The sequence below is a fragment of the Sphingomonas sp. HITSZ_GF genome, from assembly GCF_029543155.1.
Classification (GTDB): domain Bacteria; phylum Pseudomonadota; class Alphaproteobacteria; order Sphingomonadales; family Sphingomonadaceae; genus Sphingomonas.
The window spans coordinates 413,771-430,302 of sequence record NZ_JARQXA010000002.1 but is presented as its reverse complement, the minus strand read 5'-3'; the positions used below and the strand labels follow the sequence as shown (position 1 = coordinate 430,302).

Here is a 16,532-nt window from a genome sequence, read left to right as displayed (position 1 = left end):
GGGGGTAAGCAGGGCCATGCCCGTGGTTCCGCATCTGCCCGATCCGGTGAACTATGCCATTCCCGGCTTCGTGCTGCTCGTCCTCGCCGAGATGCTCGTCGCCCGGCTGCGCGATCGCCGGCGCTTTTGCCCGAAGGACACGCTGACCAGCCTGGGGCTCGGCCTCGGCAGCACCGTTGCCGGGCTGCTCACCGCCGGCTTCGTCTATGCGATCGCGATGGGGGTCTATCAGTTCCGCATCTTCACGATCGGATTCGCCTGGTACTGGTTCGTCCTCGCCTTCGTGCTCGACGATTTCGCCTATTATCTCTTCCACCGCGCCGCGCACCGCGTCCGCTGGTTCTGGGCGAGCCATGTCATCCACCATTCGAGCCAGCATTATAACCTGACCACGGCGCTGCGGCAGACCTGGACCGGGTTTATCAGCGCAAGTTTCCTCTTCCGCCTGCCGCTGTTCCTGATCGGCTTCCACCCGGCGATGATCTTCTTCGTCGCGGCGATCAACCTGATCTACCAGTTCTGGATCCATACCGAGGTGATCGGGCGGATGCCGCGCTGGTTCGAAGCGGTGATGAACACGCCGTCGCACCACCGCGTCCACCACGCGACCAACGCCCGCTATCTCGACAAGAACTATGCCGGCGTCTTCATCGTCTGGGACCGGATGCTCGGCACCTATGAGCCCGAACGCGACGACGATCGGCCGCGCTACGGCATCGTCAAGGATCTCGGCAGCTTCAACCTGCTCTGGGCGGCGTTCCACGAATGGGTGGGCATCGCCCGGGATGTGTGGCGCGCGCCCGATTGGAAGTCCCGAATCGGGTATATGGTCGCGCCGCCGGGCTGGAGCCACGATGGCAGCCGCGATACATCGGAAGTGATAAAGGCGCGCTGGCAGGCGCGGCAGCAAGCGGGGGTCGCGTGGAAGCAGCCGACATCGTCGTCATCGGTGGAGGATCCGGCGGCAGCGCCGTCGCGGGCCGCCTGAGCGAAGGCGGCAAGTACAGCGTCGCGGTGCTCGAGGCCGGCGGCCGCAACACCGGCATCAAGACGCGCATGCCCGGCATGCTCCCCTTCCAGGGGCCCGCCACCAACTGGGCCTTCGAAACGGTGCCGCAGCGCGGGCTCAACGGCCGGCGCGGCTATCAGCCCCGCGGCAAGGGGCTGGGCGGATCGAGCGCGATCAACGCGATGCTCTATGTCCGCGGCCACCGGCGCGACTATGACGAATGGCGCGATCTCGGCTGCCCGGGCTGGGGCTGGGACGACATGCTGCCCTGGTTCCGCCGCTCCGAGCACAATGTCCGCGGTGCCGATGCATTTCACGGCGACAAGGGCCCGCTCTGGGTAAGCGACCAGCTTTGGGCGCATCCGGGCAGCGAGGCGTTCATCGAGGCCGCCGGCGAGCTCCAGATCCCGCGCAACGAGGATTTCAACGGGGCGCACCAGTCTGGCGCGGGCCTCTATCAGGTCACCCAGCGGCACGGCGAGCGCTGGACCGCGGCGCGCGCCTATCTCGAGCGCCGCGAGATGCTGGAGATCATCACCGATGCCATGGTCGAGCGGGTGCTGTTCGAGGATGGCCGGGTCTGGGGTGTCGCCTATCAGCGCGACGGGGTCGCGCGCGAGATCCGCGCCCGCCGCGCCGTGGTGCTCGCCGCCGGTGCGTTCCAGACGCCGCAGCTGCTGATGCTTTCGGGGATCGGCCCCGGTGCGCATCTGCGCGAGACGGGCCTGTCGGTGCGGATCGATCGGCCGGCGGTCGGCGGCAATCTCCAGGACCATGTCGATTATGTCGCCGCGTTCGAGACGCCGGGCAGCTTCTTCCTCGGCCGCTCGCCCGCGGGCTCGCTCAAGTCGCTGGGCTCGATGGCGCGCTGGCTGCTCACCCGCAAGGGGCGGATGACCACGCCCTATGCCGAGGCCGGCGCGTTCCTGCGCACCGATCCGGCGCTCGATCGGCCCGATATCCAGCTCCATTTCCTGATCGCCATCGTCGAGGATCATGGCCGCACGCCGGTCGCCGGGCACGGCTTCAGTTGCCATGCCTGTGTGCTGCGCCCGGAGAGCCGCGGCAGCGTGCGCCTCCAGTCGCTCGATCCGCGCGTCGCGCCGCTGATCGATCCCGATTTCCTGGGCGATCCGCGCGACATGGAGGTGCTCAAGCGGGGCGTGCGCACCATGTACCGCCTGCTCGAGGCGCCCCAGCTCGCCCAATATCGCGGCCGCGATCGCTATCCGATCGACCTGGCCGACGATGCCGCGCTCGAACGGCTGATCCGTGCCCGGGCCGACACGATCTACCACCCCGTCGGCACCGCGCGCATGGGCTCGGACGGCGGCGCGGTGGTCGATCCGCGGCTGAAGGTGCGCGGGGTGGAGGGGCTCTACATCGCCGACGCCTCGATCATGCCGCGGCTGATCGGCGGCAACACCAACGGCCCCACGGTGGTGATCGGCGAACGCTGCGCCCAGTTCATCAAGGAAGATCTGGCCTGATCGTCATCCCCGCGAAGGCGGGGATCCAGGGTTTCTCTGCCGACACGCTCGTTTGCGGCACGAGATCGCCGCTTTCGCGGGGATACATGTCCGCGTGCCTCTGGCCCGCGAACAAAAAAAGGGCCGGCGGTCTAAACCACCGGCCCAGTCGTCCGCAGGAGGAACCTCGGTTGGGCGCCGCGCTATTTGGAGAGGTTGCGCGGCGCCCGATCTCGTCAATAGTTGTAGGCGCGCTCGCCGTGCGCGTTGATGTCGAGACCTTCCATCTCGACTTCGACGCTCGGGCGGATGCCGATCGTGAACTTGAGCAGCGTGAACAGCACCAGCGACACGACGCCCGAGAGCAGAAGCGTCACGCCCACGCCGGTGGCCTGGGTGACGACCTGCGAGGCCATGTCATACTTGCCGGCGACCGCCGGGATCACGGTGAAGTCCATCCAGCCCTGGCCGCCCAGCGCGGGGTCGGCGACGATGCCGGTGCCGATCGCGCCGATGATGCCGCCGACGCAGTGGACGCCGAACACGTCGAGCGTGTCGTCATAGCCCAGCTTGTTCTTCACCGTGGTGACGAAGAAGAAGCAGCCGATCGAGGCGACCGCGCCGAGCACCACCGAGGTCATCGGGGCAGCGAAGCCCGCGGCCGGGGTGATGGCGACGAGGCCGGCGACCACGCCCGAGGCCGCGCCGAGGAGCGACGGCTTGCCGTGCACGACCTGCTCGATGATCGCCCACATCGCACCCGCAGCCGCGGTGGCGACCATGGTATTGATGAAGGCGAGCGAGGCGAACTTGTTGGCTTCGAGGTTGGAGCCGGCGTTGAAGCCGAACCAGCCCACCCAGAGCAGCGAGGCGCCGATCATGGTCATGGTCAGCGAGTGCGGCGCCATCGGCTCCTGCTTGTAGCCGGTGCGCTTGCCGATCACGAGGCAGCCGACCAGGCCGGCGATGCCCGCGTTGATGTGCACCACGGTGCCGCCCGCGAAATCGAGCGCGCCCTTGCCCCACAGATAGCCATGATCGTCGGGCAGGCCGGCGGTGAAGTCTGGGCCCGGCCAGTACCAGACCATGTGCGCCATCGGATAATAGGCGAAGATCGACCAGAGCACGACGAAGATGATCAGCGGCGTGAACTTCACGCGCTCGGCGAACGCGCCGACGATCAGCGCCGGAGTGATCATCGCGAAGGTCATCTGGAAGACGACAAAGGTCGTCTCGGGCAGATAGACGCCGTTCGAGAAGGTCGCGGCGAAGGTATTGGCGTCGACGCCGTTCATCAGCGCCTTCGAGAAGCCGCCGACGAAGAGGTTGAGCGCGCCGCCGTTGGTGAAGGCCATCGAATAGCCGATGGTGACCCACATCAGGCCGGTGACGCAGACGATGGTGAGCACCTGCATCAGCACCGAGAGCATGTTCTTGGTGCGGACCAGGCCGCCATAGAAGAGCGCGAGGCCGGGGACCGACATCATCAGCACCAGCGCCGCCGAAACGAGCATCCAGCTGACATCGCCCTTGTTGACCATCGCATCGGTCGGCACCACCGGAGCGGCGGCGGCCGGTGCCTGCGCGAGCGCCGGCATCGCGGCGAACAGGGCGCCGAGCCCCGCCCCCGCGGCAATCTTCATCGCTAGTTTCATCTGGACCCCCATCTTACAGCGCCGTCTCGTCGGTCTCGCCCGTGCGGATGCGCACGGCCTGGCCGACATCGAGGACGAAAATCTTGCCATCGCCGATCGCGCCGGTGCTGGCGGCGGCCTGGATCGCTTCGACCGCGCGGTCGGCCAGATCGGCCCCCACCACGACCTCGATCTTGATCTTGGGCACCATGTTGGTGCTGTATTCCGCGCCGCGATAGATTTCGGTCTGGCCCTTCTGGCGACCGAAGCCCTTCACTTCCGACACGGTCATGCCCGCGACCCCGACGCCGGTCAGCGCCTCGCGGACTTCGTCCAGCTTGAATGGTTTTATGATGGCGATGATGAGCTTCATGTCGCCCCCTCGTTGGCGGTTATCCCGGGGGTGCTCGTCGCAAACAGCGTGCCAACGGCAAGAATCCCGCGATTCCGTGGGATTCGCGCGCAATCAAATATTACCTGTGGGTAAATTTTTGTGCAGATGCGAAAGCGTGCCCAAAAAACGGGCAGCGAAATGCCTCGATTCCCGCTTCGCAGAAGCGCGGAAAACGCCGGCCGCGTCGGTGCGTTCCCGCCAGGCCGCGCGCCGCTTCGAAAAATAGCGTAAGGCGCCAGCCATGGTCGCCGCCGTCCTCCTGTCCGCGCTCGCGATGACGCTGATCGTCGGCATCCGCTACCTGCTGGCGAGCGGCGGGTTCGCGCTGGCGACGCGAGTCCGGCACCCCGGGCTCTATGCCGGGCTGGACGGGCAGATCCGCCGCGAGATCGGCTGGAGCCTCGCCTCGGCGGCGATCTACGGCGTGCCCGCCGGCGTGGTCGCCTGGGGCTGGCAGCACCAGGGCTGGACGCGGATCTACACCGACGTCCACGCTTGGCCGCTCTGGTATCTGCCGGTCTCGGTGCTGCTCTATCTGCTCGCGCATGACAGCTGGTTCTACTGGACGCATCGCTGGATGCATGTGCCCGCGCTGTTCCGGCGGATGCACGCGGTCCACCATGCCAGCCGGCCGCCCACGGCCTGGGCGGCGATGAGCTTCCATCCGCTCGAGGCGGTGACCGGCGCGGTGGTGATCCCGGCTTTGGTCTTCCTCATCCCGATCCATGTCGGCGCGCTGGGGCTGGTGCTGGCGATCATGACCGTGATGGGCGTCACCAATCACATGGGCTGGGAAATCTGGCCGCGCTGGGTGTGGCAGGGGCCGCTCGGCGCCTGGCTGATCACCGCCAGCCACCACCAGCGCCACCACGAGCGCTACCAGAGCAATTTCGGCCTCTATTTCCGCCATTGGGACCGGCTGTGCGGCACCGATGCCGGGCTGGGCGACTTCCGGCCACGGCCGGTGCGCAAAAGCAACGGCGGCTGATCTTTGCGATCTGCTTGCAGGAACCGGTGTCGCGGGTCGGCGTTTCGCGCCTGCAACATTGGGAAATCCGGTCCATGCGTATCCTCGGTCTCGCGGCGCTGCCGCTCTGCCTCCTCGCCGCACCTGCCTTTGCGCAGGACGAAACGCCGCCGCCCGCCGAAGTCCAGGAAGCGGCCAGGGAAGGTGCGGCGCGGCTCACCCTCGGCGTCGGTGCCGCCTATTATCCGGACTATGAAGGCTCCAGCCATAATCGCTGGACGCCGATTCCGGTCGCCAACGGCACCGTGGCGGGGATGAGCTTCACGCTGATCGGCAATCGTGCCCAGCTCGACGTGATTCCGAATCCCACCGGCCCCGGCTGGGACCTCCAGTTCGGGCCGGTCGCGGTTTACAACATGAACCGCTCGAACCGCGATTCCATCCGCGATCCGCGCGTCCGCGCGCTCGGCGAAGTCGATTCCGCGCTCGAAGTCGGCGGCTATGTCGGCATCGGCCGCACCGGCCTCATCACCAGCGATTTCGACAAGCTCACGGTGAGCGTCTCCTATCGCAAGGATGTGACCCGCGTGCACAATGCCGGCATCTGGAACCCGGTCATCAGCTATTCGACCCCGCTCAGCACCAAGGCGATGGTCAGCCTCTCCGCCTCGGCCGAGATCGTCGAGGACCGCTACGCCCGCACCTATTTCGGCGTCACCCCGGCGCAGAGCCTCGCCAGCGGGCTCCCGGTGTTCCGGCCCGAAGGCGGGCAGAAGGACATCACCTTTGGCGGCTATGTCGCCTATGCGCTCACCGGCAACCTCACCAAGGGCCTGTCGCTGGTCGCCGGCGGCACCTATCGCAAGCTGGTCAACGACTTCGCCGACAGCCCGCTGGTCAGCATCGCGGGCGACCGCAACCAGTGGACCGGCGCCGCGGGCCTCGCGCTTACCTTCTGAGCCGCTGGACCTGCCGCGCCCAAGCGCCTAAGACTGCCGCATCCCCGGGGGACCGCGCCTGAGCGGTTGAGAGTTGGCTGAAGCCAAGACCCGCCGAACCTGATCCGGCTGACACCGGCGTAGGGAGGGAGCGGCCGTCACCCTACGTCCGTCCTCTCCCGATTTGGAGAAGTGACGAATGGCCGACATCCCTGCCAAGACCGAACTCGCCGTAACCACCGGCGCGATCCGCGGCTCGAAGAAGATCCATGTCGGTCCGCTCAAGGTCGCGATGCGCGAGATCCATCTCGAGCCGGGTTCGGGCGAGCCGCCGGTCCGCGTCTATGACACGTCGGGCCCCTATACCGATCCCGATGCCCGGATCGACATCATGGCCGGCCTGCCCGAGCTGCGCCGCGACTGGATCCGCGCCCGCGGCGATGTCGAGGAAGTCACCCAGCGCGAAGTCCGCCCCGAGGATAACGGCCAGCTCGGCCCCGATCGCTCGGGCGGCGTCCAGCCCTTCCCGAACGTCCGCAAGAAGGTGCTGCGCGCCAAGCCGGGCATGAACGTCAGCCAGATGTATTACGCCAAGCGCGGCATCATCACGCCCGAGATGGAATATGTCGCCGAGCGCGAGAATCTCGGCCGCGCCCGCCTCGCCGAATATGTCCGCGACGGCAACAGCTTCGGCGCCGCCATCCCCGACTACGTCACCCCCGAACTCGTCCGCGAGGAAGTCGCCCGCGGCCGCGCGATCATCCCGAACAACATCAATCACCCGGAATCGGAGCCGATGGCGATCGGCCGCAACTTCCTGGTCAAGATCAACGCCAATATCGGCAATAGCGCCGTCGCTTCGAACGTGGCGCAGGAAGTCGACAAGATGGTCTGGGCGATCCGCTGGGGCGCCGACACGATCATGGATCTGTCGACCGGCCGCAACATCCACGACACCCGCGAATGGATCATGCGCAATGCCCCCGTCCCGGTCGGCACCGTGCCGATCTACCAGGCGCTCGAGAAGGTCGGCGGCATCGCCGAGGACCTGACCTGGGAGATCTTCCGCGACACGCTGATCGAGCAGGCCGAGCAGGGCGTGGACTATTTCACCATCCATGCCGGCGTCCGCCTGCCCTATGTGCCGCTCACCGCCAAGCGCGTCACCGGCATCGTCTCGCGCGGCGGCTCGATCATGGCGAAATGGTGCCTCGCGCACCACAAGGAGAGCTTCCTCTACGAGAAGTTCGACGAGATCACCGAGATCATGAAGGCCTATGACATCGCCTATTCGCTCGGCGACGGCCTGCGCCCCGGCTCGATCGCCGACGCCAATGACGAAGCCCAGTTCGCCGAGCTCTACACGCTGGGCGAGCTCACCCACCGCGCCTGGCAGCAGGACGTCCAGGTGATGATCGAAGGCCCCGGCCATGTGCCGATGCACAAGATCAAGGAGAATATGGACAAGCAGCTCGAGGCGTGCGGCGAGGCGCCCTTCTACACGCTCGGGCCGCTCACCACCGATATCGCGCCGGGCTATGACCATATCACCAGCGGCATCGGCGCCGCGATGATCGGTTGGTACGGCACTGCGATGCTCTGCTACGTCACCCCCAAGGAGCATCTCGGCCTGCCCGACCGCGACGACGTCAAGGTCGGCGTGGTCACCTACAAGCTCGCCGCGCACGCTGCCGATCTCGCCAAGGGGCACCCGGCCGCCAAGGTCCGCGACGATGCGCTGAGCCGCGCCCGCTTCGAGTTCCGCTGGCGCGACCAGTTCAACCTGTCGCTCGATCCCGACACGGCCGAGAAGTATCACGACCAGACGCTGCCGGCCGAAGGCGCCAAGACCGCGCATTTCTGCTCGATGTGCGGCCCCAAATTCTGCTCGATGAAGATCACCCAGGAAGTGCGTGACTTCGCCGCGAAGCAGAACGCACCGGTCGAAGGCTTCCTCGCCGCCGAAGATGCCGAGGCCGGCATGGAAGCGATGTCGAAGCTCTACCACGAGACCGGCCGCGAGCTCTACATGGGCCAGGGCGACCGCGAGCACGACTAATCTGACCTGAATTCCTCCCCGAGCTCGTCTCGGGGAGGGGGACCGTTCGCGAAGCGAATGGGGGAGGGGCCGCGCCGCGCGCACGGAACAACCGCCTCCAAAACGGACAAGCCTTCCCCCAAAACGGACCCAAATCGCGATAGCCTGCGCCGGCCGGCGCTCCCGATAGCGCTCGCCCCCTATCTCGGCGAGGTGAAGACCAGGCTGATGGCCGAGAGGCTGGTCAGCGAAGGCTGGCTGGTGAAGAGCTGGTTCTTCCCCCGCGAACTTGGCGGCGTCGATAACCCCGAGAACATCGCCTATATCACGCCCCGGGCGGCCAAGGCCCGTGCCGCGCTGATCCAGCGGCTCGTCCACCTGCTCGAACGCGACGTGATCGACCGGATGGACGTCCAGGTCGACTATAAGGGCCTCAGCATCATCCCGAGCCGCATCCGCTTCAAGGCCTAGCACAGCCGGGGTGGGGAGATGGTCGAGGCGGCGGTGGAGGTTTGGTAGAGTGGTGGGTTGCCAAATTAGGGTATAATACTCCGGTCCAGGGAGAAACTTATGCGCCGTTGATCCCATCCAAAACAGTCTTAGACTGTTCTCGTTTAGGAGGAGGCGAAAGGTGGGGCTATCAAGTTCATGGGTTGGAGCAGCTGGCCGTGTTCCTGAGGTTTTCAACAAGATTCGTGATGGTCAGGCACCATCTCAGGTAACCAATCAGCTGTTGAAAGATTGGGGATTCTCCTCCTCCGCTGATCGGGCTTTTATCCCACTCTTGAAATCATTGGGATTTCTTACACCCACTGGGCAGCCAACTCAGAGATATCATGATTATAGGGATCATTCGCGCTCTAAGGTGGTGATGGGGGAGGCGCTAAGAGAGGCATATCAGGATATATTCTTGATAAAAGCCAATCCGACGAAGGCTGATCAAGGTTCTATTACTGGCAAGTTCAAGAGCTTTCACAACGCGAGCGACGACGTGGCACAGAGGATGTCAAAGACGTTTTTCGCACTTTTGGAGCTTGCGGATTTGTCGGGTGGCGAGAAGCCAAAGGCTGAGAAAGAGGCAGCAGTAGAAGAGCAGATCAACTCCGCGGCCAAGCCCGTTTCACCCGTAATATCATCTCCAGCTCTCGCCGGTCTTCACTATAATGTGCAGATACATCTTCCTGCCACGAAAGATGTTGAAGTTTATAATGCGATATTTAAGTCTCTAAGGGAGCATTTCGTTGACTAAAGATCAACTTAGAGCTTTCTTGTTCAGGGGGCTGCTTTTTGAATCTGAGGCTGGAATATTTCAGAGAGCTGGGATTCAGATAGGGGCTAGCGAGACGGCAGTCGAGGAATCGCTTCTAGCTCAATCTCTTGCACCTTTTGGAGTGCAAAGGCGAAACGCTGCCCTGGAAATGTCTCGGCTCTATGCGTTGATTTACTGTTTTGAAAATGAAATTCGAGACTTCATTCGAGAGCGCCTCGAAGAGAATGAGGGAGAGAATTGGATATCCAATATTCCAGGCAAAATCTTGCAACACGCAGAATCGCGGCGGACAATTGCGCTTAAGGATTCTTGGTTAGAGGGTCAGAAAACGGATATACTTGGCTTTGCCGATTTTGGTCAGTTGGGGCAAATAATAGTAGCTAAGTGGGATTGTTTTAAGGACGTTATTCCGTCTCAACATTGGCTTTCTCAGAGAATGGACGAAATTGAGAAGGCTAGGCACTTCATTGCTCATAATCGCCAACTTCTGCCGAGTGAGTTTGCTAGATTATACATGTATATATCGGACTGGAATCGCGTTATCGGCTTATAGCGGATGCCGCGCCTAGCCCACATCGCTCTGATCGTCCGAGACTATGACGAAGCGCTTGCCTTCTACATCGGCAAGCTCGGCTTCACGCTGGTCGAGGACAGTTACCAGCCCGAGCAGGACAAGCGCTGGGTCACGATCCGCCCGCCCGGTGCGCCCGAGCAAGCCACCACCATCCTGCTCGCCCGCGCGGTCGGCCCCGAGCAGGAAGCGGCGATCGGCAATCAGGCGGCCGGCCGCGTTTTCCTGTTCCTCGCCACCGACGATTTCGAGCGCGACTTCGCTGCCTACACCGCAGCCGGCATCCGCTTCGTCCGGCCGCCTAGCGCCGAGCCCTATGGCAAGGTCGCGGTGTTCGAGGACCTCTACGGCAACCGCTGGGACCTGATCGAGCCTGCATCCTGATGGATACCCCCGCGCAACACCCGTCGCGGAATCCCTCCAACAGCCCCTAGCAATGTAGGATTTCCTCTGTTCCCCTCGCGCCATGGAACAGCAGGACCATCGCACAGCCTTCGATCCCGCGCTCTCCGCAGGGCTCGATCCCGTCAACCTTCCCGCCGACGCAGCGGCGGCGGCAGCGCCGCCTGCGACGCGCGACGCGCATGGCCATGACCCGGCCGACTATGAATGGGTGCCCGTGCGGCGCAAGCATCGCCATGATGGCTGGTCGCCCGAGCGCCAGCGCGCCTTTATCGAGGCGCTCGCCGATCGCGGCTCGGTGACCGAGGCGGCGCAGCAGGTCGGCATGTCGAAGGGCAGCGCCTACAAGCTGCGCCGTTCGCCCGGCGGCGAGAATTTCGCCCGCGCCTGGGAAGTCGCGATCCATCACGCCGCGCTGCACCTCGCCGACATCGCCTTCGATCGCGCGATCCATGGCAGCGAGGAGCCGGTGTTCGACAAGGAAGGGCGCCGCGTCGGCCGCCGCATGCGCACCAACGATCGGCTGCTGATGTTCCTGCTGCGCGCGCATCTGCCCGGCCTCTATGCCCATGCGCATCGCGAGGCGCTTCCCGCCGGCGTCTTGCCCTGCGCGCCGGCGATGCCGCTTGCCGAGGCGCTGGCCATGCTCGCGCCGGTCGTGCCCGCCGATCCTGCCGCCGCGCTCTCCCCCGAGGCGCTGGATCACGCGCTCTATCTCGCCGATGTCGCCGACGGCGTGGTTCCGCACTGGCTCCGCGAGAAGTCGGAAGACGAGCGCGATGCGGCGGCGCTGGCGCAAAGCGCGATCGATGCCCGCATCGACGCCGAGCTCGACCGGCTTCGCGGGGAGGCGCAGGGCGAGGAGGAGGAGGAGGAAGAAGACTGAGCGCGAAACGCGTCTTGGCGTGTACTTCGTGTACTTTGGCTGCGCGGCGGCTACGGATACCGGCTCAGAAGCCGGTGCGCCGCCGCTTCCAGTCGAGCGTCACGCCGATGCGCTTGTCCCAGCTGCCGTCCCAATGGGTGGTCAGGCCGTGTGCCTCCAGCTCGGCGACGATGGTGCGGGCCACTGCCAGCGCCGCGTCCTCGCCTTCCTCGCAGGCGCCATAGTTGAGGTAGAGCCCGCCGCCATCCACCGCGCCTTCGGTGTCCTGCATATGGTAGAAGGCATAGCCCTGGACCGGGGCGCCGCTGTCCTCGACGGCGCGCACTTCGTCCCAGATCTCGGTGGCGCCGCAATTGCCGCAGCAGCTGAAGTTCTGGCGGGCGATCACCCCGTCATCCTCGAGCGCGGCGAAGGCGGCGTCGAGCCGGTCGCAATCGGTCTCGTCGGGCCAGTGGCGCTCCTCGTCGCGCTGCTCGGCCAGCGCGCGGCGCAGCAGCTTCTGGGCGAGCGGGCGGAGCTCCTCGGGCGTGAACTCGTCCTCGAACGCGTCGGCGGCGTTGGTCAGAATCGCGTCCTCGTCATAGAATCCGCTCGCCACGTCGCGGCGGATCTGGTCGCGCACCCATTCGGCCTTCTCGTCGATCGGGGCTGCGGCGGGCGCGACCGGCTCGGCCTCGGCCGGAGCGCGCTTGCCGAACAGGCGGCCGAACAGCGACTTCATTCATTCCTCCATCGTCGGAAGGGGAAGATAGCAAGCCGCAACGCCCGCGCCTACCTGTCGGCCGCGCAAAAGGGTTCAGGCATGCGCCACGGCGTCGCGCACGAAGCGATCGGTGCGGGCGCGCGCATCGAAGCGCTTCCAGGCCTTTTCGTGGAAGAAGAAGGCCACCGCATTGATGCACGGCTCGATCAGCGCGATGCCGCCGGCCAGGCTCAGCGATCCGGTAAAGGCATAGGCGACGGTGAAGCCCACGGTCAGGTGGATCGAGAGATAGGTGAAGGTCTTGAGCAGGTCGCGCGACATGGCACTTCGTCCTCGGGGAAACATTGTCCCGAAGGTAGAGATCGCCTGCATCGATCGCCAATGCGCGATCCCGGCCTCAGTTATCGATCGGCTCGATCAGAACAGGCGCAATCAGAACAGCCCGGGCACGTCGCGCTGCGGCACGCTCGGCGCGGCCGGGGTCAGCGGTTCGCGCTCGATCGCCGCCTGGGCAGACTTGGCGGCGGTGCTGGCGGTGATCGGGGTACAGGCCTTGCCCTGGATGAAGTCGAGCGCGGCGCGGGTCGAGGCTTCGCGCGCGTCGCCCAGCGGATAGGCGATGTCGTCCGCGGCCTTGCAGCTATTGGGGATCAGGCTGGCCAGGCCGGTATAATAGGCGCCCTGGTTGTCGCGATTCTGCAGCGCGAAGGCGATGATGCGGAAGCGGTCGTCGCAGGCGGCCTTGTCGACCGCGATCTGGCCCACCGGCTTGCCATAGGTGTTGCCGCCGACCAGCGCGAGGTTGTTGCCCAGATAGGGCAGCATCGCCGCGGCGACGAGCTCGCTCGCCGATGCGGTGCTCGACGTGCCGATGAACGCGATCCGGGTCGGCGCGATCGACTGGGGCTGGGCGGCGAAATAGGCGGTGCTGTTGTTCGACGCCTTGCTCGAGCGGAAGGTCATCTTGTCGAACACGTCGGAGGCGGAGCGGTTGGCGCCGAGCAGATTGCCCATCAGCTCGGCGATCGAGACGAGGCCGCCGCCATTGTAGCGCACGTCGATGATGATCTCGGTCACGCCCGCCGCCTTGAAGCTGGCGAATGCATCCCGGAGCGGCGTCTCGGCGGTGTTGATGAAGGTGCGCAGATTGACATAGCCGACGCGGTGGCCGCCATCGTCGATGATCCTGGCGCCGTAGCGCGCGGAGACCGGGGTGAGCGTATAGTCGGTCTTGGACAGGGTGACGACGCGGGTGCCGGCGGCGGCGTCGGTCACGCGCAGCGTGCGGGTGGTGCCGGCGGTGTTGGGGCCGAGCGCGTCGGTCAGCCCGGCGCTGCCGCTGGCCGCCAGTATGTCGCTGACGTTGCGCAGCGTCGATGCGTCGGTGCCGATCGCCAGGATCTCGGTGCCGCGGTCGATCCCCGCGGTCAGCGCGCTGGTGCCTTCGAAGGTCTCGGCCGAGAACAGCCGGTTGCCGCTCAGGAACAGCCGGAAGCCGAAGCCCGCGCTGGCGCCCGAATTGTAATAGGCATTCTCCTCGGCGATCGAGGTGACATAGGTGAAATAGCGGTCCTTGCCCTGCGCGCGCGCGGTGGCGGTGAGCGCGTCGACATAGCTGGAAAGGTCGGCATAGCCGGTCGGGCTCAGGCTGGCGGGCAGCGTCTCGGGGAAGAGATACCATTCGTTGAGCTGCGCCGCCGCCCAGTCCTGGCGCTCGCGCAATGTGCAGCCGGCAGTGGTCGGGGTGGGCGTCGGGCTCGATCCGCCGCTCGATCCGCCGCCAGCGACGACGCTCCCGCTGCCGCCGCCCCCGCTGCACGCGGCCAGGGACAGGGCGATCAGGGCAGACAGCGTGCGGCGCATCGGGACTCTCCTTATGCCCAGCCTATGCTCAGGCGGGGATCGAGTCATCCTCTTGTTTTCGGGGCGTTTAGTTCGAAAGCGGCGGCAATGCCCAGTCGATCGGCTTCTGGCCGACGCTCTTGAGAAAGGTGTTGGCCTTGGAGAAATGGCCCGACCCGAAAAAGCCCGAATAGGCGGAGAGCGGCGAGGGGTGGGGCGACTTGAGCACCAGATGGCGGCCGCCGCGCTCGATCGAATCGACGAACGCCGCCTTCTTCTGGGCATGGCTGCCCCAGAGCAGGAATACCACCGGCTCGGGCCTGGCGTTGACCAGCCGGATCACTGCGTCGGTGAACCGCTCCCAGCCGCGCCCCTGATGCGATGCGGCCATGCCCATCTGCACGGTGAGCACGGCGTTGAGCAGCAGCACGCCCTGCTCGGCCCAATGCTCGAGGAAGCCGTGCCGCGCCGGCGGGATGCCGAGGTCGCTTTCCATCTCCTTGTAGATGTTGACCAGGCTCGGTGGCGTGCGCACGCCTGGCTTGACCGAGAAGCACAGGCCGTGCGCCTGGCCCTCGCCATGATAGGGATCCTGCCCCAGGATCACGACGCGGACATTCTCGAGCGGGGTCAGGTCGAGCGCGCGGAACCACTCGCTGCCCGCCGGAAAGATGCGCTTGCCCGCCGCCTTCTCGGCGACGAGGAACTGGCGCAGCGCCGCCATGTACGGATCGGCGAACTCGCCCTTGAGCGGTTCGAGCCAGCTCGGATGGAGTTTCACCTCGGCCATGGCTTTCTCTCCGAAAGCGGCGCGGCGCTGTCAATCGCTCCGCGAACGGCAATCGGTCCGAAGCGGGCAGCGCGCGCATTCGGTCCGGTCGACGCGGCAGAAGCTCTGGCCGAGCGTCTTGGTGCCGATATGGAAGTCGAGAAAGTCGCGGCCCTGCCATTCGGGCATCGCCGCGGTCACTGCTTCGCTGGCATCGCGGGCTTCGGCGCGACGGCGGACGAGGCCCAGCCGCTGGAGCACGCGCAGCACATGGCCGTCGACGATCAGCACCGGCCGGTCGAGTGTGCTGCCGTTGAGCGTCGCGGCGGCAACCTTGCGGCCGACACCGGGCAGCCGCTCGAGCCAGGCGAGCGCGTCGTCGAGCGGCAGCGCGCCCAGGAAGCCCAGGTCGAAGCCGCCGCGCTCGCGGGCGATCCGGCCGAGCGCGCCGATCACATAGCCTGCCTTGTCCTCGGCATGGGTGACGGTGTCGATGCAGCGCAGCACCTCAGCGCGCCCTGCCGCCAGCACTCGCGCCGGGGTGCCGAAGCGCGCGACCAGCCGGTCATAGGCGGCGAGCGACACCGGGTCGCGGGTGCGGCCGCTGATCATCGACTTGACCAGCGCGCCGATCGGCGAACGTCGGGGTAGCGGTCCGGCCAAAGCGCGCATAGGTTCCAGCGCGCGCTGCCAGCGCTGAAGGTCGTCGTGCCCGTAGAAGCCGAAGCCCGATTGCATGCCGGTGGCGTAGAACAAAATGAGAACATAAGCAAGAGTGGCGCCGCGACGCCGGCTCGTAAAAGCAGGAAACAGGAGGACTGGATGCCGTTCACCGGAAGCTGCCATTGCGGCGCGATAGCCTATACCGTCGCCGAGGATCCGCCGCGCCAGGCGATGGCGTGCAACTGCTCGATCTGCCGGCGCAAGGCGCCGCTCCACCATTTCACCACGCCGGACAAGTTCACGCTGCACACCCCGCGCGAGGCAGTGGCGACCTATGAGTTCAACCACCACGTCATCCAGCATCATTTCTGCAGCAATTGCGGCGTCGCGCCCTTTGCCGAGGGGCAGGGGCCGAACGGGCCGATGGTGGAGATCAACCTGCGCTGCGCCGACGGGATCGATCTCGATGCGCTGCACGTCCAGCTCTACGACGGCGCCAGCCGCTAGCGCTGGTGCGCCGCGCGCGGCGGTGGCAGAGGGGCGGGATGCACGTTTCCCATGATCCCGCCGCCGCCGCTGCCGAGACGATCGGCTTCGACCAGTTCCTCGCGGTCGACATCCGCGTCGGCACGATCCTCGAGGCGCAGCCTTTCCCCGAGGCGCGCAAGCCGGCCTACAGGTTGGTGATCGATTTCGGGCCGGTGATCGGCACGAAGCGCTCCTCGGCGCAGATCACCGAACATTATGCGCTGGAAGACCTGCCCGGGCGCCAGGTCGCCGCGGTGGTCAATTTCCCGCCGCGCCAGATCGGCAAGTTCATGTCCGAAGTGCTGACGCTCGGCTTTCCCGACGAAGCCGGCAAGGTGGTGCTGTTCCACCCTTCGGCACCGGTGCCGAACGGCGGGCGGCTGTTCTGATCGGTAGCGCTAACATTTCCGTTGAAACATCCCGGACACGGGCATAGCCTCGCCTCCAAT

The 16,532-nt window shown here is 65.7% G+C and carries 19 protein-coding genes and 1 riboswitch; of the genes, 12 read left to right on the top strand and 7 right to left on the bottom strand.

Going from position 1 to position 16,532, the window contains the following annotated elements:
* Window positions 1-16: 16 nt before the first annotated feature.
* Both P6144_RS07835 and P6144_RS07830 read left to right on the top strand, forming a co-directional pair.
* Window positions 17-988 (top strand): sterol desaturase family protein, encoded by a 972-nt coding sequence (locus P6144_RS07835; RefSeq protein ID WP_277767175.1) that lies wholly within the window; start codon window positions 17-19, stop codon window positions 986-988.
* Window positions 922-2,499, top strand: coding sequence for an FAD-dependent oxidoreductase (locus tag P6144_RS07830; RefSeq protein ID WP_277767174.1), 1,578 nt, complete (start codon window positions 922-924; stop codon window positions 2,497-2,499). The genes P6144_RS07835 and P6144_RS07830 overlap by 67 nt, the downstream gene beginning before the upstream one ends.
* 215 nt (window positions 2,500-2,714) lie before the next feature.
* Here the strand turns inward: P6144_RS07830 and P6144_RS07825 are convergent, their stop codons facing one another.
* Together P6144_RS07825 and P6144_RS07820 are read right to left on the bottom strand one after the other, a co-directional pair.
* Window positions 2,715-4,121 (bottom strand): ammonium transporter, encoded by a 1,407-nt coding sequence (locus P6144_RS07825; protein WP_277767173.1) that lies wholly within the window; start codon window positions 4,119-4,121, stop codon window positions 2,715-2,717.
* Window positions 4,122-4,146: 25 nt separating this feature from the next.
* Complete coding sequence (locus tag P6144_RS07820; protein ID WP_086127851.1) at window positions 4,147-4,485, bottom strand: P-II family nitrogen regulator; 339 nt, start codon at window positions 4,483-4,485, stop codon at window positions 4,147-4,149.
* A 262-nt stretch (window positions 4,486-4,747) separates the two neighbouring features.
* On the opposite strand from P6144_RS07820, the gene P6144_RS07815 reads away from it, so the two are divergent.
* The 8 genes from P6144_RS07815 to P6144_RS07780 all read left to right on the top strand — a co-directional run bounded on the left by P6144_RS07815 (window position 4,748) and on the right by P6144_RS07780 (window position 11,578).
* Window positions 4,748-5,494, top strand: coding sequence for a sterol desaturase family protein (locus tag P6144_RS07815; protein WP_277767172.1), 747 nt, complete (start codon window positions 4,748-4,750; stop codon window positions 5,492-5,494).
* A 74-nt stretch (window positions 5,495-5,568) separates the two neighbouring features.
* Entirely contained in the window at window positions 5,569-6,432 is an 864-nt protein-coding gene (locus P6144_RS07810) for a MipA/OmpV family protein (RefSeq protein WP_277767171.1), read from the top strand.
* Window positions 6,433-6,467: 35 nt separating this feature from the next.
* A riboswitch (TPP riboswitch) is annotated at window positions 6,468-6,575 on the top strand.
* A 35-nt stretch (window positions 6,576-6,610) separates the two neighbouring features.
* A complete protein-coding gene (thiC, locus tag P6144_RS07805) occupies window positions 6,611-8,470 on the top strand; it encodes a phosphomethylpyrimidine synthase ThiC (protein ID WP_277767170.1) in 1,860 nt (619 codons plus the stop codon).
* A 207-nt stretch (window positions 8,471-8,677) separates the two neighbouring features.
* A complete protein-coding gene (locus P6144_RS07800; protein WP_277767169.1) occupies window positions 8,678-8,920 on the top strand; it encodes a hypothetical protein in 243 nt (80 codons plus the stop codon).
* A gap of 160 nt (window positions 8,921-9,080) precedes the next feature.
* Window positions 9,081-9,698 (top strand): DUF5343 domain-containing protein, encoded by a 618-nt coding sequence (locus tag P6144_RS07795; protein WP_277767168.1) that lies wholly within the window; start codon window positions 9,081-9,083, stop codon window positions 9,696-9,698.
* Window positions 9,691-10,272 (top strand): Swt1 family HEPN domain-containing protein, encoded by a 582-nt coding sequence (locus tag P6144_RS07790; RefSeq protein WP_277767167.1) that lies wholly within the window; start codon window positions 9,691-9,693, stop codon window positions 10,270-10,272. The genes P6144_RS07795 and P6144_RS07790 overlap by 8 nt, the downstream gene beginning before the upstream one ends.
* Window positions 10,273-10,275: 3 nt before the next feature.
* A complete protein-coding gene (locus P6144_RS07785; protein WP_277767166.1) occupies window positions 10,276-10,674 on the top strand; it encodes a VOC family protein in 399 nt (132 codons plus the stop codon).
* Between the two features lie 82 nt (window positions 10,675-10,756).
* Window positions 10,757-11,578, top strand: coding sequence for a hypothetical protein (locus P6144_RS07780; protein WP_277767165.1), 822 nt, complete (start codon window positions 10,757-10,759; stop codon window positions 11,576-11,578).
* A 64-nt stretch (window positions 11,579-11,642) separates the two neighbouring features.
* Here P6144_RS07780 and P6144_RS07775 read toward each other — a convergent pair whose 3' ends face one another.
* From P6144_RS07775 to P6144_RS07755, 5 genes are all read right to left on the bottom strand, one after another.
* On the bottom strand, window positions 11,643-12,299 hold the full coding sequence (locus P6144_RS07775; protein WP_277767164.1) for a hypothetical protein: 657 nt from the start codon (window positions 12,297-12,299) through the stop codon (window positions 11,643-11,645).
* Between the two features lie 75 nt (window positions 12,300-12,374).
* Window positions 12,375-12,602: a DUF2061 domain-containing protein gene (locus tag P6144_RS07770; protein WP_277767163.1), complete on the bottom strand. Its 228-nt coding sequence runs from the start codon at window positions 12,600-12,602 to the stop codon at window positions 12,375-12,377.
* Between the two features lie 111 nt (window positions 12,603-12,713).
* Complete coding sequence (locus P6144_RS07765; RefSeq protein WP_277767162.1) at window positions 12,714-14,144, bottom strand: S41 family peptidase; 1,431 nt, start codon at window positions 14,142-14,144, stop codon at window positions 12,714-12,716.
* Window positions 14,145-14,211: 67 nt separating this feature from the next.
* Window positions 14,212-14,913: a uracil-DNA glycosylase gene (gene ung, locus P6144_RS07760; protein WP_277767161.1), complete on the bottom strand. Its 702-nt coding sequence runs from the start codon at window positions 14,911-14,913 to the stop codon at window positions 14,212-14,214.
* A gap of 30 nt (window positions 14,914-14,943) precedes the next feature.
* Window positions 14,944-15,630 carry an endonuclease III gene (locus P6144_RS07755; protein ID WP_277767160.1) on the bottom strand — a complete coding sequence of 229 codons (687 nt, stop codon included), beginning with the start codon at window positions 15,628-15,630 and terminating at the stop codon, window positions 14,944-14,946.
* A gap of 84 nt (window positions 15,631-15,714) precedes the next feature.
* Between P6144_RS07755 and P6144_RS07750 the strand changes: the two genes are divergently transcribed.
* Window positions 15,715-16,062: a GFA family protein gene (locus P6144_RS07750; RefSeq protein WP_277767159.1), complete on the top strand. Its 348-nt coding sequence runs from the start codon at window positions 15,715-15,717 to the stop codon at window positions 16,060-16,062.
* A gap of 38 nt (window positions 16,063-16,100) precedes the next feature.
* Window positions 16,101-16,472, top strand: a complete 372-nt coding sequence (locus tag P6144_RS07745) for a tRNA-binding protein (protein ID WP_277767158.1) — start codon at window positions 16,101-16,103, stop codon at window positions 16,470-16,472.
* Window positions 16,473-16,532 lie beyond the last annotated feature (60 nt).

What these genes read in the sequence shown, in the direction of transcription:
- P6144_RS07745 (WP_277767158.1), top strand. Translation starts at nt 16,101, where the DNA reads ATGCACGTTTCCCATGATCCCGCCGCCGCCGCTGCCGAGACGATCGGC.
- P6144_RS07800 (WP_277767169.1), top strand. Translation starts at nt 8,678, where the DNA reads ATGGCCGAGAGGCTGGTCAGCGAAGGCTGGCTGGTGAAGAGCTGGTTC.
- P6144_RS07750 (WP_277767159.1), top strand. Translation starts at nt 15,715, where the DNA reads ATGCCGTTCACCGGAAGCTGCCATTGCGGCGCGATAGCCTATACCGTC.
- P6144_RS07825 (WP_277767173.1), bottom strand. Translation starts at nt 4,121, where the DNA reads ATGAAGATTGCCGCGGGGGCGGGGCTCGGCGCCCTGTTCGCCGCGATG.
- P6144_RS07780 (WP_277767165.1), top strand. Translation starts at nt 10,757, where the DNA reads ATGGAACAGCAGGACCATCGCACAGCCTTCGATCCCGCGCTCTCCGCA.
- ung (WP_277767161.1), bottom strand. Translation starts at nt 14,913, where the DNA reads ATGGCCGAGGTGAAACTCCATCCGAGCTGGCTCGAACCGCTCAAGGGC.
- thiC (WP_277767170.1), top strand. Translation starts at nt 6,611, where the DNA reads ATGGCCGACATCCCTGCCAAGACCGAACTCGCCGTAACCACCGGCGCG.
- P6144_RS07755 (WP_277767160.1), bottom strand. Translation starts at nt 15,630, where the DNA reads ATGCAATCGGGCTTCGGCTTCTACGGGCACGACGACCTTCAGCGCTGG.
- P6144_RS07820 (WP_086127851.1), bottom strand. Translation starts at nt 4,485, where the DNA reads ATGAAGCTCATCATCGCCATCATAAAACCATTCAAGCTGGACGAAGTC.
- P6144_RS07770 (WP_277767163.1), bottom strand. Translation starts at nt 12,602, where the DNA reads ATGTCGCGCGACCTGCTCAAGACCTTCACCTATCTCTCGATCCACCTG.
- P6144_RS07765 (WP_277767162.1), bottom strand. Translation starts at nt 14,144, where the DNA reads ATGCGCCGCACGCTGTCTGCCCTGATCGCCCTGTCCCTGGCCGCGTGC.
- P6144_RS07775 (WP_277767164.1), bottom strand. Translation starts at nt 12,299, where the DNA reads ATGAAGTCGCTGTTCGGCCGCCTGTTCGGCAAGCGCGCTCCGGCCGAG.
- P6144_RS07835 (WP_277767175.1), top strand. Translation starts at nt 17, where the DNA reads ATGCCCGTGGTTCCGCATCTGCCCGATCCGGTGAACTATGCCATTCCC.
- P6144_RS07810 (WP_277767171.1), top strand. Translation starts at nt 5,569, where the DNA reads ATGCGTATCCTCGGTCTCGCGGCGCTGCCGCTCTGCCTCCTCGCCGCA.
- P6144_RS07785 (WP_277767166.1), top strand. Translation starts at nt 10,276, where the DNA reads ATGCCGCGCCTAGCCCACATCGCTCTGATCGTCCGAGACTATGACGAA.
- P6144_RS07815 (WP_277767172.1), top strand. Translation starts at nt 4,748, where the DNA reads ATGGTCGCCGCCGTCCTCCTGTCCGCGCTCGCGATGACGCTGATCGTC.